The organism is Anabaena sp. PCC 7938, assembly GCF_049315035.1.
Taxonomy (GTDB): Bacteria; Cyanobacteriota; Cyanobacteriia; order Cyanobacteriales; family Nostocaceae; genus Anabaena; species Anabaena cylindrica.
This window is the reverse complement of the sequence record NZ_CP186034.1, coordinates 857,072-871,951: the sequence shown is the minus strand read 5'-3', so window position 1 is coordinate 871,951 and position 14,880 is coordinate 857,072. Positions and strand designations below refer to the sequence as shown.

Below are 14,880 nucleotides of genomic sequence, written 5' to 3'. Positions count from 1 at the left end.
CCAGACATCAATCCCGACTTCTGAAGTCTTACCTTCGACATACACCTTTTGGGGAATAATAAATACATTAACCCTAAATCTACTTTTAGCAGATTACCGTGTCTATTTTCCCTCACCAAAGATATTTATCTTATATCTTTTTATTACTATTTACCCTCATTGGTTGTCAAAAAGTCCAGTCTTCAAATCAGCTTTTAGCACCATTACCCCAAGATCCCTTAATTCAAGTTTACTTCAACCATTCTCAATCGTCCCAATATCGAGAAACCTATCGACAACAAACCCGCTTAGGTGATGATTTAGAAAAACAGATTGTAGATGTTATATCCCAAGCAAAATCTACAATAGATGTAGCAGTACAAGAATTGCGTTTACCTAAAATTGCCCAAGCACTAGCAGAAAAACAAAAAACTGGGGTGAAAGTGAGGATAATTTTAGAAAATAACTATTCTCGTCCTTGGAGTAGTTTAACCGCAAATGAAATCCAGACACTAGATAAAAGGGAAAAAGAACGATATCACGAATTTCGTAAATTTGTTGATATCAACCAAGATAATCAAATCACATCAGCAGAAATTAATCAACGTGATGCCTTAGCAATTATCCAAAATGCCCAAATTCCTTGGATAGATGATACCGCTGATGGTTCTAAAGGCAGCAGTTTGATGCATCATAAATTTGTAATTGTAGATAATCGCTTTGTTGTGATTACTTCAGCTAATTTTACTTTTAGTGATACTTCTGGGGATTTAACAAATTTTACTAGTTTAGGTAATAATAATAATTTATTAAAAATTGATAGTCCTGAATTAGCAACCTTATTTACCCAAGAGTTTAACATCATGTGGGGTGATGGCGCAGGAGGAAAACCAGATAGTAAATTTGGAGTTAAAAAGCTTGTCCGTTTACCCAAAGAAATCACTTTAACTAATACTAAAATTACCGTACATTTTTCCCCTACATCCTCAAGAGAAATTTGGAGTAACACTAGCAATGGGTTAATTGCTAAAACATTAGATACAGCCACAAAATCTGTTGACATGGCATTATTTGTATTTTCTGATCAAAAACTTGCCAATATATTAGAAAATCGCCATGCAGAAAATGTAGAAATTCGTGCTTTAATTGAACCCCAATTTGCCTATCGTCCCTATAGTGAAGCTTTAGATATGATGGGTTTATCTTTAAGTGATAACTGCAAATATGAACTTGATAACCGTCCTTGGAGAAATTCTATTTCTACAGTTGGAGTGCCAATTTTAGCCAAAGGCGACTTACTACATCATAAATTCTCACTAATAGATAAAAAAACCGTAATCACAGGTTCACATAATTGGTCAGAGGCTGCTAATAGCGGTAATGATGAAACTTTAGTAGTAATTGAAAATCCCACGGTTGCAGAGCATTATCAACGCGAATTTGACCGTCTTTACACCAAAATGAAACCTGGTTTACCACCCAATATTCAAGCCAAAATTGATGCACAAGTAAAAAATTGCCCTCAAATTCAAACTCCTTCATCTCTTGAAAAATTAGGCACTACAACAGTCAATCTCAACACGGCAAACCAGGAAGAATTAGAAACCCTGCCAGGAGTGGGTAAAAAATTAGCCCAAAGGATAATTATTGCCCGTCAAAAACAAAAATTTACATCTTTACAAGATATAGAAAAAATACCCGGCGTTAGTGCTAAAACCTCAGAAAAATGGCAAGGACGTGTAACCTGGTAATCTAAGAGAATGTTTAAAAAGTAGCCATTTTTCGGCACTTTCGGTAATGCTAAATTTGAAACCTTTATTTAACAACTGCTTTAGCGATTTATTAAAATTACACAATGTTCAAATCTTTATCACATAAGAATTTGACAATTAGAAAATTATTTTTGTGATTCCCAGAATGATGGAAGAGGGGTAGAGGGGCTAAATTTCTCAAAGTCCCCCTTAACAAGGGGGATTTAGAGGAATCGGATAACGTTTAGATCATGTCTAGAGATGTGTGTACACCGTAGGCAAGCGATGAGGGGGCTATGATGTATTTCATTCACAATGCATACCGCTATATCTACTTCTAGAATGAGGCAAAATAATCACTAAATTACTAACATAAACCAAACTTAGAAAATTGGAGTTAGGTTTATGCCTTATAGCAAAATAGATGAATTACCTCAAGACATTCAATCACGACTACCAGAACACGCACAACAGATTTTTGTAGCTGCTTTCAATGCTTCTCAAAGTAATGGCATGAGTGAAGACGGTGCTTTAGAAGTAGCTTGGAATAGTGTTAATAATGAATATGAACCAGACAGAGAGGGTAACTGGCATAGAAAACCAGAAGACCCCGCTATACATCATAAAGCTGTTATGTCTGGTGGTAATTAGGGTTACTGATAGCGTAAGCCATAAAAGTCTTCTCGTCGAGGCAGGCAAAAGGCAAGAGTTTGGACTATCAGTATGACACTTTTAACCCGTTTTTAGTATAACTGCTCCCCATCAAAACGCAGAGGTACGTGGAGGTTTCCTTCAGCTATCTATTATAGCCTTTCCCATTCTAGTAAGATACAAAATTACCCCTCCCCAACCCTCCCCTTGGTAAGGGGAGGGTGCGCGACAGCGCGGGTGGGGTGTATTTCATGAGATTGGGAATTGCTATATGTTTGTGTTATTTATTCAGATCAAGGGCTGCTTTCATTGATTCACTCAGAGATGTACTAGGACGGCCTATCAACTGGCTTAGGGTTCGGCTGGCATCAAATAATCCTCCTTTTGCCGCTCCTGTCTCAGATTCTGCTAACATTACAGCAATAGGCTCAGGTAAACCCGCATTTTTTAAGACATAAATATACTGATCTTCAGAGATATTCTGATAAATGATTTGCTTGCCAGACTGCTGACTGAGTTCGGCGGCAAATTCGCTCAAGGTATACGCTACATCACCAGCGAATTCGTAGACTTTACTTGCTTGATCATTGGCTAATAAAACAGTGGCTGCGGCTACGGCATAATCAGCGCGAGTTGCGGAGGCTATTTTGCCTTCTCCAGCACAGCCGATGACTGCACCATATTGTAAAGCGATCGCAATACTATCCGTATAATTTTCGGTATACCAACCGTTGCGTAATATTAGATAAGGCACACCAGATTCTTTCAGGGCAGCTTCGGTCTGTTGATGTTCTGCTGCTAGAGGTAAAGGGCTACTATCTGCGTGTAAAAGACTGGTATAAGCCAGTAATTTAACTCCGGCTTTTTTACAGGCGTTGATGACGTTTGTGTGCTGAGGTACGCGACTACCAATTTCACTGGAGGAGATGAGCAACACTTTTTCTGCGCCAGCGAAAGCCATATCCAAGGTCTGAGGTTGGGTATAATCAATCTGTCGCACCTGCACGCCCAAACTAGCAAAATCTGACACTTTTTCTGGGTTCCGAACCGCAGCGACTAATTCATGGGCAGGAACTGATTTTAATAGTTCTTGCAATACTAATCTGCCTAATTGACCCGATGCCGCAGTGATGACAATCATATTTTTTACCTCGTTAATTTTTTGATGTCGGTAAACCTAATATAATTTCATTACTAACTTTTGGTAAGTACTAACAAAAAAGTAAGTATATGAGTAATAGCAATAATGATTTAAATACTTTGACACAACGCTTTGAAAGGGGGGATCTTTTCGCCCAGCCATGTCCTTCACGAGAAATTTTGAAACACGTTTGCAGTAGATGGGGCGTACTGATTCTGATTGCGCTACGCCAAGGAACCCACAGATTTAGCGAATTGAGACGAAAAATAGGGGGAGTCAGTGAGAAAATGCTGGCTCAAAGTCTACAATCACTGACAGAAGATGGTTTTGTGTTGCGTGTATCCCACAATGTGGTTCCACCTTTTGTTGAGTACAGCCTGACTCCGACAGGAGAAGAAGTTGCTCATCACGTCGCCGCTTTAGCAGACTGGATTGAACTCAATACACTACGGGTGTTGGATGCAAGAAAGTAGAGTTATTCCCTAGTTGACAATTTTCTAGGCAAAACTATACACATATAGGCAGATATGTACAAGATTTTAAAGTGATATTTCCTCATACAGCAGGAGTCAGGAGTAAAACTGGCTTGGTGTCTAGGTTTCAATTTTGATTCTGTATCTCATTAATCTGCAATCTGCTGTATTTTAGTTTAGATAAACATGGATATTGTCGATAAAATTGAAGTAGTTGCTGAATTTAGACCAACATCAAAATAGTTAAAACTTAGGTTAGATTAACTACAAGGTATGCTAATTATCAAAGACGAAATTAAACTTCGTCCCATGGAAGATCAGAAACAAGACTATTTGTTAATGGAAAAATGGCGTTCCGATGAGGAAGTATTGAAATTTTATGGTGGGAGAGATGATTTTTATGATTTCAAAAAAGTTGTACAAACATATAAACCTAGAATTTTGGGAAAAGAACCTTTATTTCCCTGTATTTTTTCTTATCAAAATATAGAAATTGGTTATTTACAATATTATGCTCTCAATCAATTACCATTACATATTAAAGAAATGTATTCTCTAGAAAAAACAGAAGATGTGTATGGAATTGATTTATTTATTGGTGAAACTCAATATTGGAATCAGGGAATTGGGACAAAAGTGCTTTCAGCCGTGATAAATTATATTTTTACTGAACTGCAAGCTGTAAAAATTGTTATTGATGCCAATATCAATAATCTCCGTGCTATTCGCTGCTATGAAAAATGTGGATTTGTGAAAATTAAGCTGTTACCATATCATGAACTTTATGAGGGCAAATATCAGGATTGCTGGCTGATGGCAATAGACTGCAATAAATCATTACACTAATATTATAATGCCTTGCTGAGATTTAGCTTCTTATAAAAACCATGACTGAACCAACTACAAGAATTTGTATACTAGGTGGTGGCTTTGGTGGACTGTACACCGCCCTCCGTTTAAGCCAGTTACCGTGGGAATCTACACCCAAACCTGAGATTATCTTAGTCGATCAGAGCGATCGCTTTCTCTTCTCTCCCTTCCTTTACGAACTCCTCACCGGCGAACTACAAACCTGGGAAATTGCCCCACCATACCAAGAACTACTACAAAACACAGGTGTACGTTTTCACCAAGCAACTGTTTCCGAAATTGACATCGACAAACAAAGGATACAGTTACAAGATAGCCCAGGAATTTCCTATGACCGCTTAGTCCTAGCATTAGGTGGCGAAACCCCCCTAGATCTAGTTCCAGGTGCAGCAACCCACGCTTACCCCTTCCGTACCATCACAGATGCTTATCGCCTAGAAGAACACCTCAGAGTTTTAAAAGAATTAGATACCGACAAAATTCGTGTCGCCATAGTCGGTGCAGGTTACAGTGGCGTAGAATTAGCTTGTAAACTTGCAGATAGAATTGGCGAAAAAGGACGTTTTCGCCTCATTGAAATCAGCGATCAAATTTTGCGAACTTCACCAGAATTTAACCGCGAAGCCGCAAAAAAAGCTCTAGATGCCAGAAGCGTCTTTATAGATTTAGAAACCAAAGTAGTATCAATTGGAGAAAAAACCATCTCCCTAGAATATAAAAATCAAGTAGACGAAATTCCTGTAGATTTGGTAATTTGGACAGTAGGTACAAGAGTAGCCCCAGTGGTAAAAACCCTGCACCTCAAGCAAAACCAGCGTGGACAAATCACCACCACCCCAACCCTACAAGTTCTAGAACATCCAGAAATTTTCGCCTTAGGAGATTTAGCAGACTGTATTGATGCCGAAGGAAAGCAAGTACCGGCTACAGCACAAGTCGCCTTTCAACAAGCTGATTATACCGCTTGGAATATCTGGGCATCTTTAACAAATCGCCCTTTACTTCCCTTCCGCTATCAACAGTTAGGAGAAATGATGGCATTAGGAATAGACAACGCCACCCTCACCGGTTTAGGCATCAAACTAGATGGTTCTCTCGCATACGTAGCCCGTCGTCTAGCTTATCTATATCGTTTACCAACTTTAGATCATCAACTCAAAGTCGGCTTCAACTGGCTAGTACGTCCAATTATCGAAACCCTTTCTCAGTAAAATAGGTGACAGATGACAGATAGACTGAGATTTTGTTATCTGTTTCCTATTCCTCATGCCAAAAATCATCAAAATTCTGGAATCAAATTACCTGACAATGGCAAACTAAAAATAATAACAAATCTGTTTTGAACAAAAATCACACCTCCTCAAAGGTAAAATTCCTGTATGACGCTGGTGTAGGGGAAAAGAGCATTCTTGAATTATGAAAAAACCGAAAGTTATTTTTTTAGATGCTGTAGGTACACTCTTTGGTGTCAAAGGCAGTGTAGGCATAATTTATAGTCAAATAGCCCAAGACTTTGGCGTTGTGGTTTCCCCCGAAACCTTGAATAAACAATTTTTTAAAAGCTTCAAAGCCTCACCACCACCCATATTTCTCGATACAGATATTAAAGATATTCCCCAACGAGAATTTGATTGGTGGCGGGTAATTGCCCTCAATACCTTTGAAGGCGCAGGTGTTCTCCAAGAATTTACCGATTTTTCAGCTTTTTTTAGCGAACTCTATATCCACTTTGGTACTGCTGAACCTTGGTTTGTTTATCCAGATGTGCCTCTAGCTTTGGTAAATTGGCGACGGTTAGGAGTTGAATTGGGTGTGTTGTCTAATTTCGATTCCCGTCTGTACTCTGTATTGCAAAGCTTGGGACTAAAAGACTATTTCCAATCTATTACCATTTCCACCCAAGTCCGTACAGCTAAACCAGACCCGCAAATTTTTGATATCGCCTTGCAAAATCATGACTGTTCACCAGAGGAGGCATGGCACATTGGCGATAGTATTATAGACGACTATCATGGTGCTAGAAGCGCTGGTATGAGGGGTATTTGGATTAACCGCCAGTAGGAGATAAAACAACCTTAAATTCTGGAATCTTTGTCAGATACGAGAAAGTAGGGGTGTATTGCAATAAGCCCCTACTTTTTCCAAACTAAGTTGAAAATTCAAGCTGCAAAATCCCAAATAATACTCTTAAGTTCGGATAATTACTGCTAATCAACAAAGGACGGGCAGGAGGCCCATTCCACAAGATTGGATAATTTATTTTCTGGTGTTCTCTTACCAGCCCAAATAGACATAATTAAGTATAACAAATAAATATCATACTAGTGTATATACTAATATCGTACTATGATCATATATAGTTGGTGTGAATTTTCTTTACTAGATAGGCACAAATTAAAAGTTATAAATGTTACGCTAGGCTCTAAATGATTTAGTAATTGGATAAGCCTAATCAAATGAAAAAACACTTATCACAAATTTGGCATCAGTTTCAGCAATCTTTTTCTGTAGAAAAAAATCTCAATACAACAATAGAAACTGGTCAAGCAGTTATAGAAGCAACAGCAGGGATTCAAAAGCAAGGTGTTAGTTTAGAAACTTTAAAATCTGTACTGCAAAATTCATCTTCATTATTAGATGTTTTTTGTTTACCTTTAGCACAAATTATAGATTCGGAATTTTCTTTCCTGTCTTTGGGTATTGCTTTACTGAAGTTTTACGGTGACATATCTCCAGGAAATCTGACTTTAGAAGACTGTGTATCTATAATCAGTCAAGCAGCTTATTTAGAAAGTACCAAAGAAATTTTATCTTTATATCCGGCAATAACTGAGGATACTAATGCTGATAATTTGCCAGAAGTTAGCAAAAAACTTATAAATATTCATCGTCTTGAATTAGATGATCAAAGTGCTACAGATACAATTTTCTGTTTTCATGAATCCCAATTAGCAACAGCATTCAATCAAATATTATCAGCACGATTAATAGCACCAGATGTTACCAAATACCTAGCTAATCTTTTGACAAAGAGAATTGCTGCTAATACTCAGCGGTACATGATTCAAGCTTTTATTAATTTAGGTGCTGTAATTGAAAATATAATTCACATAGATTTGATATATTGGCAGCAAGCACAAGCAAATATTCACAGTATTGATGAATACTTGGATAAATATATTACTTCTCCAGCTTTAGAAACAGTTTTTCAACAAGGCTACTCTATTCAAGATATTTATATTCCTCTCCAGGCTAAATCTCAAAATCTAAATTCTGACATTTTGGATTTAGAAACATGGACTAAAGGAATGCTTCTCAATCCTAATAAATTATCGCAATTAATTTTAATTCAAGGACAAACAGGAAGAGGCAAAAGCACATTTGCTCGAATATTTGCCAATTGGGTAAAAACACATCTTTATCCTCTTTGGACACCAATCTTGATTGATTTAAAAAATCTTAATACCATTTCCATGGAATTAGAGGATACCTTGAAATCAGCTTTGCCATTTAATTTTAGTCAAGCTGATAATTGGTTACAAAATACAAATTATCGCTTTTTCTTTATTCTAGATGGCTTAGATGAATTAAATTCTGATATAGTCACTCAACTAAATTTATCACAATTCATGCAACAACTTGGCACATTTCAGCAGAAATGTAAAAGTAATGCTTTAATGGGTCATCGGGTGTTAATCACTAGTCATAACAATGCTTTAAAAACTATTTCTAATCTACCGGAAAATTTAGAGCAGGTAGAAATAATTGCTCTGAATGAAACCCTACAAGAAAAATGGTTACAAAAATGGGCAGCATTACCAGTAAATCAAGGTAAAAATACAGATTTTCAGCAATTTTTACAACCCAAAAAACTCCCATCTTCATTACAAATATTAGCCCATGAACCGCTTTTACTGCATTTATTAGCAGCGATGTATAGAGATAGTCAGTTAACTGTTGATCAATTAGAGCGAGCAAAACAAAAAACAGCTAAAACTTTTATTTATCATAAAGCTATTAATTGGTTGATTACTCCATATTTACATCATAATGACTTAAATTCACAAAAAGTAATAGCTTTTAAAGCTATTCTCACAGCAGCGGCAAATTGTGTTGTGCAGTCGGGAGGTAATTTTACCTCAATGTTAATGTTAGAAACATATTTACAAGAGGATCAAAAAACTCAAGATATAATTGCACAACAGGATAGTCAATTCCTAAAAACAAGTTTAGTTGCTTGTGGTGTTTTTGCAAATGATAGTCGGTTTGAATTTTTTCATGGAAGTTTTAGAGATTTTCTGTTTGCGGAAAGGTTCAAAGAGATACTGATAGCTTGGACTCAGAAAATAGAAGATACTCAAGAACCAGTTGTTAGTGAGACCGATATGAATTGGCAAATTTATGATTTGCTGGGTTTTGGTAAAATCACAAGTGAAATTATTGAATTTTTGGTGCAATTGCTGATAGAAGTTCCCAATTTTGATTGGGTGATGCTGTTTCAACGTTTAGAGAATTTTTACAATAACTGGTGTCAAAAACAATTCATCAATGATTCAGAAAATAACTTACCTCAAATCAAACTACAACAATTACAAAAGTATGGAATTCATCACTTAGACCAAACTCAGGTAGATGTCTATACTGGTTTGAATTTGATGATTTTTTTGTTGGAGTTACACCGCTATGCTCAAGGGCATGATGTACTCAAGGAAAATATTATCTTTTATCCATCTGGTCAACCGCAGAGTGATGTTGATACTACCCAATTACGGGATATTATTAACTACAGTAATTGCTTGTCAGGAGAGAATTTTAATCAAATAGTTGGGTCATTTCTGAGTGGTACTAATTTGAGGGGTGCTGACCTTTCTGAGGTTGATTTCGGTGGTGCTAATCTTTCTCATGCAGACCTCAGTCGTGCTAACCTCAATTGTGCTAATTTTAGCCGGACTAACTGTAGTGGTGCATACATGATTAGTGCTAATTTCAGCGAAGCATTGTTTAACCATGCAAATTTGCATGAAGCAAACTTTATTCGTGCTAATTTAACTGGTGCTGACTTGAGTAGTGCTGACCTCAATTACGCAGACTTGAGCCTTGCAGATCTGAGTGGTGCTAATCTCAGCGGTGCTAATCTAGAAGATGCTAATTTCAGTGGTGCTAAGTTGAGCAATGGCTTATTAGGTGATATTTGTTGGGATGAAAAGACAAGTTGGAAAAATGTGGAAGGTTTAGAAATAGCGAAAAATCTGCCAGTAGAGTTAAAGCAGCAATTGAAGATATTTTAGTGCTGATTCCTGATTAATTACTAATTACGAATGGTTCGTAAGCGATCGCATCCTTCCATTTTAGCTTGATAAAGTGCCTGATCTGCTTCTGCAATTATAGCCGCAGGGGAAGATATCTGATCAGGAATGATACAGGCAACGCCCATGCTGAGAGTGATGTAATCGCTGTCAGCAAACTTTGTGTGGGTAATTTTTAATGCTTTTACTTCGGTGCGAATGCGTTCTACTATTTGCACAGCCCCTTGTGCAGAGGTGTTTGGTAGTACAATTACAAATTCTTCACCGCCATAACCAGCGACTACGTCCCGAAGGAGTTTGTCAAATTTAACTTCACTTGTAAATAAACGAATGTTAGTTTATTATAGGAACTATGAGGCACAAAGACGATAAAAAAAATCAAGCCATCTGTGATGCGGCAATCGAACTGATTACTGCCAACGGTTTTGCCGACACTTCGATGTCAAAAATTGCCAAAACCGCGAATGTTTCGCCAGCGACAATATATGTCTATTTTGAAAACAAAGAAAACCTTCTCAATAGAATATATTTGTTGGTGAAGCAGGAAATGAGTGCAGAAATGTTGAAAGGTGTCAACCAAAACCTATCGGTGGAGAAAGCCTTTAAAATGATCTGGAATAATTACTATCAATACGCGATTAAAAATCCGGTCAGATTTGCTTTTACGGAGCAGTTTGCTAATTCCCCGATGGTTGATCGCATTTGCAAAGATGAAGGTTTGAGCTATTTTAAGCCACTGATAGATTTGTTCAATCGCGGTAAAGAGGAAAAAGTTTTTAAGGATATTTCTCTGGAAATTTTTACCGCTTTTACCTTTGTGCCTCTAACTGGATTGATAAAAGAGCATTTTAGTGGTGCTTTGATTTTGGACGAAAAAATGTTGGAAACCATCTATAAGATTGGGTGGGATGCAATAACAAATTAATTCTTTTTTTGAGACTTAATTAAACGAATATTCGATTAATCAAGAGGAAATAAAATGAAAACTGAACAATGGAACGCAGAAAATATTCCGAGCCAAAAAGGAAGAGTAGCAATTGTCACTGGTTCGAGCAGCGGTATCGGTTATGAAACAGCGAGGGTCTTAGCTAATAAACAAGCGTCTGTAATTATTGCGGTTCGCAATTTGGACAAAGGCAACAAAGCACTAGCAAAAATTATTCAACAGAATAAAGATGCCGACGTAAAGGTGATGGAACTTGATTTGGCGAATTTAGCATCAGTTAAAAATTTCGCTGAAAACTTTCAGAAAAATTATTGGCATCTGGATTTACTGATTAATAATGCGGGTGTGATGATTCCCCCGTATTCAAAAACGACGGACGGTTTTGAATTGCAGTTCGGCACTAATCATCTCGGACATTTTGCTTTAACGGGACAGCTTCTAGAACTTTTGATTAGCACCGAAGGCTCACGAATCGTTAATGTTTCGAGTGGCGCACATAGTATGGGCAAGATAGATTTCGATGATTTGAATTGGGAGCAGAGAAGTTATGCTAAATGGAAAGCCTACGGCGACAGCAAACTTGCCAATCTCTATTTTACCTACGAACTCGACCGAAAACTCAAAGATAAAGGTATTGACACACTTGTAACCGCCTCGCATCCGGGCTGGACAGCAACCGAATTGCAAAGAACTGCGGGTGGCATTGTGCAATATCTTAACGGTATCCTTGCTCAAGACATCACGATGGGCGCATTACCAACTTTGCGGGCGACAACCGAAGCAGGCTTAAAAGGCGCGGAATATTTCGGTCCCAATGGGTTTATGGAAATGCGCGGCTACCCAATAAAAGTCGAATCAAACGAGTTATCCAAAGACCAAGCGATCGCTAAAATACTATGGGAAGTATCGGAAAAACTAACCGATGTGAAATTTGAATTTAATAAAAAGGTGCAAAGCGCGGGCAAATAAGAAAACCCTGCTAGTAGTGAGCTAGGGTTTTTCTGTATACTGTCTGGAATGTCGCTGGACGGAAAATCCTAGTAGTCTGTCAAGCTAAAAATTGTAAGTTTGAGGGAAATATAGAGAGCTTATTAACTATAAACCTCATCCACAAATAGAAATTTGACAGACCACCAGTAATGAAGGTAGCGTTTGCGAAGCTCTCCGCAGGAATTGCCCTGAATTGATTGTGCTACTACCTCACCACTACCATCTTCGTGAAATTGGTAGATTTTTACACGGTTTATCCTGAGAAATGTGCGAATTTCCGCTGCTGTGGTTGCTAGTATTTCTGGCAACTCTAGAGATTGAGAAATGCGATCGGTGATGTAACTGAGCAGGTTGCCTTGATACACTTGTCGGAAAAAATTATGTCAGAAATTAAAAATACAGCTAAAGCAGCACTGGAAGAAACGGAACGAAGAACAGAGATCGCAGCTTTGGTGCAACTTCTAGAGACATCCCAGGATAATGACACCCTTATGCAGGCGGCTCAAAGCTTAGGGGAGATAGGTATTAGCAATGAAAAAGCGATCGCAGCTTTGGTGCAACTCCTCAAGACATCCCAGGATAATGATACCCGTATGGAGGCAGCTCAAAGCATAGGGAATATAGACCCTGGCAATGAAAAAGCGATCTCCGCTTTGGTGCAACTTCTAGAGACATCCCAGGATAATGATACCCGTATGCAGGTGGCTGAAAGCTTAGGGCATATAGGCGGCACTGGCAATGAAAAAGCGATCTCCGCTTTGGTGCAACTCCTCAAGACATCCCAGAATGAGTACACCCATAGGCGGGCGGCTCAAAGCTTAGGGGAGATAGGTATTGGCAATGAAAAAGCGATCGCAGCTTTGGTGCAACTTCTAGAGACATCCCAGGATAATGACACCCTTATGGAGGCGGCTGATAGCTTAGGGGAGATAGGCACTGGTAATGAAATAGCGATCACAGCTTTGGTGGAATTCCTAAAGACATCCCAGGATAATGACACCCGTTGCCTGGCGGCTCAAAGCTTAGGGAATATAGACCCTGGCAATGAAAAAGCGATCACAGCTTTGGTGGAATTCCTAAAGACATCCCAGGATAATGATACCCGTAGGCAGGCGGCTCAAAGCTTAGAGAAGATAGGCACTGGCAATGAAAAAGCGATCACAGCTTTGGTGGAATTCCTAAAGACAACTCAGGATGAGGGTACCCATTGGCTGGCGGCTCGAAGCTTAGGGGAGATAGGTATTGGCAATGAAAAAGCGATCTTCGCTTTGGTGCAACTCCTAGAGACATCCCAGGATAATGACACCCGTTGCCTGGCGGCTCAAAGCTTAGGGAATATAGACCCTGGCAATGAAAAAGCGATCGCAGTTTTGGTGCAACTTCTAGAGACATCCCAGGATGATGACACCCTTATGGAGGCGGCTTATAGATTAGGGAATATAGGCGCTGGCAATGAAAAAGCGATCACAGCTTTGGTGCAACTCCTCAAGACCGCCCAGGATGAGTACATCCATAGGCGGGCGGCTCAAAGCATAGGGATTATAGACCCTGGCAATGAAAAAGCGATCGCAGTTTTGGTGCAACTTCTAGAGACATCCCAGGATAATGACACCTGTTGCCTGGTGACTGAAAGCTTAGGGCATATAGGCGGCACTGGCAATGAAAAAGCGATCTCCGCTTTGGTGCAACTCCTAGAGACATCCCAGGATAATGTACATCCTTAGCCAGGCGGCTGAAAGCTTAGAGAAGATAGGCACTGGCAATGAAAAAGCGATCTCCGCTTTGGTGCAACTCCTAGAGACATCTCAGGATGAGAGTACCCGTAGGCACGCGGCTCAAAGCATAGGGAATATAGGCACTGGTAATGAAAAAGCGATCTCCGCTTTGGTGGAATTCCTCAAGACATCCCAGGATGTTTGCAACCGTAGGCACGCGGCTGATTGCTTAGGGAATATAAGCACTGGCAATGAAAAAGCGATTGCAGCTTTGGTGGAATTCCTCAAGACAACCCAGGATGAGGGTACCCATTGGCTGGCGGCTCGAAGCTTAGGGAGATAGGTATTGGCAATGAAAAAGCGATCTCCGCTTTGGTGCAACTCCTAGAGACATCCCAGGATAAGGGTACCCGTAGGCAGGCGGCTCGAAGCTTAGGGAATATAGGCACTGGTAATGAAAAAGCGATCTCCGCTTTGGTGCAACTTCTAGAGACATCCCAGGATAATGACACCCGTAGGCAGGCGGCTGAAAGCTTAGGGGAGATAGGTATTGGCAACGAAAAAGCGATCTCCGCTTTGGTGCAACTTCTAGAGACATCCCAGGATAATGACACCCGTAGGCAGGCGGCTGAAAGCTTAGGGAAGATAGGTATTGGCAATGAAAAAGCGATCTCCGCTTTGGTGCAACTCCTAGAGACATTCCCGGATAATGACACCCGTAGGCAGGCGGCTGAAAGCTTAGGGGAGATAGGTATTGGCAATGAAAAAGCGATCTCCGCTTTGGTGCAACTCCTCAAGACATCCCAGGATGATGACACCCTTAGGCAGGCGGCTGAAAGCTTAGGGAAGATAGGTATTGGCAATGAAAATGCTTTGAAACGCTCCACACATTGACCTGAGTACAGGTACAGTGTGTCGCAGTAATGGTTATATAATCCCTCACCATAAGGGAAAAAAACGAGCGCGGAGGGATTTGAACCCCCGACCCACAGGACCGGAACCTGTTGCTCTATCCACTGAGCCACGCGCCCTCATACAATTTCTAGTATAACACATTT

At 39.5% G+C, this 14,880-nt stretch carries 15 protein-coding genes and 1 tRNA gene; 12 read left to right on the top strand and 4 right to left on the bottom strand.

All coding sequences use genetic code 11. The annotated features are described in order from the left end of the window. Positions 1-98: 98 nt before the first annotated feature. Together ACOWPH_RS04230 and ACOWPH_RS04225 are read left to right on the top strand one after the other, a co-directional pair. On the top strand, positions 99-1,730 hold the full coding sequence (locus ACOWPH_RS04230) for a DUF655 domain-containing protein (RefSeq protein WP_015214144.1): 1,632 nt from the start codon (positions 99-101) through the stop codon (positions 1,728-1,730). A 405-nt stretch (positions 1,731-2,135) separates the two neighbouring features. Further along, complete coding sequence (locus tag ACOWPH_RS04225) at positions 2,136-2,381, top strand: ChaB family protein (RefSeq protein WP_015214143.1); 246 nt, start codon at positions 2,136-2,138, stop codon at positions 2,379-2,381. 280 nt (positions 2,382-2,661) lie between these two features. Here the strand turns inward: ACOWPH_RS04225 and ACOWPH_RS04220 are convergent, their stop codons facing one another. After that, positions 2,662-3,522, bottom strand: coding sequence for an SDR family oxidoreductase (locus ACOWPH_RS04220; RefSeq protein WP_015214142.1), 861 nt, complete (start codon positions 3,520-3,522; stop codon positions 2,662-2,664). Positions 3,523-3,611: 89 nt separating this feature from the next. On the opposite strand from ACOWPH_RS04220, the gene ACOWPH_RS04215 reads away from it, so the two are divergent. The 5 genes from ACOWPH_RS04215 to ACOWPH_RS04195 all read left to right on the top strand — a co-directional run bounded on the left by ACOWPH_RS04215 (position 3,612) and on the right by ACOWPH_RS04195 (position 10,153). After that, positions 3,612-3,995, top strand: a complete 384-nt coding sequence (locus ACOWPH_RS04215; protein ID WP_015214141.1) for a winged helix-turn-helix transcriptional regulator — start codon at positions 3,612-3,614, stop codon at positions 3,993-3,995. A 273-nt stretch (positions 3,996-4,268) separates the two neighbouring features. Further along, complete coding sequence (locus ACOWPH_RS04210; protein WP_015214140.1) at positions 4,269-4,841, top strand: GNAT family N-acetyltransferase; 573 nt, start codon at positions 4,269-4,271, stop codon at positions 4,839-4,841. Positions 4,842-4,882: 41 nt separating this feature from the next. Then, positions 4,883-6,076: an NAD(P)/FAD-dependent oxidoreductase gene (locus tag ACOWPH_RS04205; protein ID WP_015214139.1), complete on the top strand. Its 1,194-nt coding sequence runs from the start codon at positions 4,883-4,885 to the stop codon at positions 6,074-6,076. A 205-nt stretch (positions 6,077-6,281) separates the two neighbouring features. Next, positions 6,282-6,926 carry an HAD-IA family hydrolase gene (locus tag ACOWPH_RS04200; protein WP_015214138.1) on the top strand — a complete coding sequence of 215 codons (645 nt, stop codon included), beginning with the start codon at positions 6,282-6,284 and terminating at the stop codon, positions 6,924-6,926. Positions 6,927-7,321: 395 nt separating this feature from the next. Continuing rightward, the gene (locus ACOWPH_RS04195) at positions 7,322-10,153 is read left to right on the top strand and encodes an NACHT domain-containing protein (RefSeq protein ID WP_015214137.1); all 2,832 of its coding nucleotides are present in this window, start codon (positions 7,322-7,324) and stop codon (positions 10,151-10,153) included. 20 nt (positions 10,154-10,173) lie between these two features. Here the strand turns inward: ACOWPH_RS04195 and ACOWPH_RS04190 are convergent, their stop codons facing one another. Beyond that, a complete protein-coding gene (locus ACOWPH_RS04190; protein ID WP_081593675.1) occupies positions 10,174-10,503 on the bottom strand; it encodes a diguanylate cyclase in 330 nt (109 codons plus the stop codon). Between the two features lie 20 nt (positions 10,504-10,523). Here ACOWPH_RS04190 and ACOWPH_RS04185 point away from each other — a divergent pair, with 20 nt between their 5' ends. Together ACOWPH_RS04185 and ACOWPH_RS04180 are read left to right on the top strand one after the other, a co-directional pair. Next, positions 10,524-11,096: a TetR/AcrR family transcriptional regulator gene (locus tag ACOWPH_RS04185; protein WP_015214136.1), complete on the top strand. Its 573-nt coding sequence runs from the start codon at positions 10,524-10,526 to the stop codon at positions 11,094-11,096. A 54-nt stretch (positions 11,097-11,150) separates the two neighbouring features. Further along, the gene (locus ACOWPH_RS04180; RefSeq protein ID WP_015214135.1) at positions 11,151-12,086 is read left to right on the top strand and encodes an SDR family NAD(P)-dependent oxidoreductase; all 936 of its coding nucleotides are present in this window, start codon (positions 11,151-11,153) and stop codon (positions 12,084-12,086) included. A gap of 122 nt (positions 12,087-12,208) precedes the next feature. Here the strand turns inward: ACOWPH_RS04180 and ACOWPH_RS04175 are convergent, their stop codons facing one another. Continuing rightward, complete coding sequence (locus ACOWPH_RS04175) at positions 12,209-12,472, bottom strand: hypothetical protein (protein WP_015214134.1); 264 nt, start codon at positions 12,470-12,472, stop codon at positions 12,209-12,211. A 15-nt stretch (positions 12,473-12,487) separates the two neighbouring features. Here ACOWPH_RS04175 and ACOWPH_RS04170 point away from each other — a divergent pair, with 15 nt between their 5' ends. The 3 genes from ACOWPH_RS04170 to ACOWPH_RS04160 are packed head-to-tail and all read left to right on the top strand — an operon-like array spanning position 12,488 to position 14,716. Beyond that, positions 12,488-13,831 carry a HEAT repeat domain-containing protein gene (locus tag ACOWPH_RS04170; protein ID WP_422665676.1) on the top strand — a complete coding sequence of 448 codons (1,344 nt, stop codon included), beginning with the start codon at positions 12,488-12,490 and terminating at the stop codon, positions 13,829-13,831. Then, complete coding sequence (locus ACOWPH_RS04165) at positions 13,818-14,165, top strand: HEAT repeat domain-containing protein (protein ID WP_422665675.1); 348 nt, start codon at positions 13,818-13,820, stop codon at positions 14,163-14,165. Before ACOWPH_RS04170 ends, ACOWPH_RS04165 begins: the two co-directional genes overlap by 14 nt. Continuing rightward, positions 14,135-14,716, top strand: a complete 582-nt coding sequence (locus ACOWPH_RS04160; RefSeq protein ID WP_422665674.1) for a HEAT repeat domain-containing protein — start codon at positions 14,135-14,137, stop codon at positions 14,714-14,716. Before ACOWPH_RS04165 ends, ACOWPH_RS04160 begins: the two co-directional genes overlap by 31 nt. Before the next feature lie 64 nt (positions 14,717-14,780). Here ACOWPH_RS04160 and ACOWPH_RS04155 read toward each other — a convergent pair. Continuing rightward, a tRNA-Arg gene (locus ACOWPH_RS04155) sits at positions 14,781-14,853 on the bottom strand. Positions 14,854-14,880: the final 27 nt, after the last annotated feature.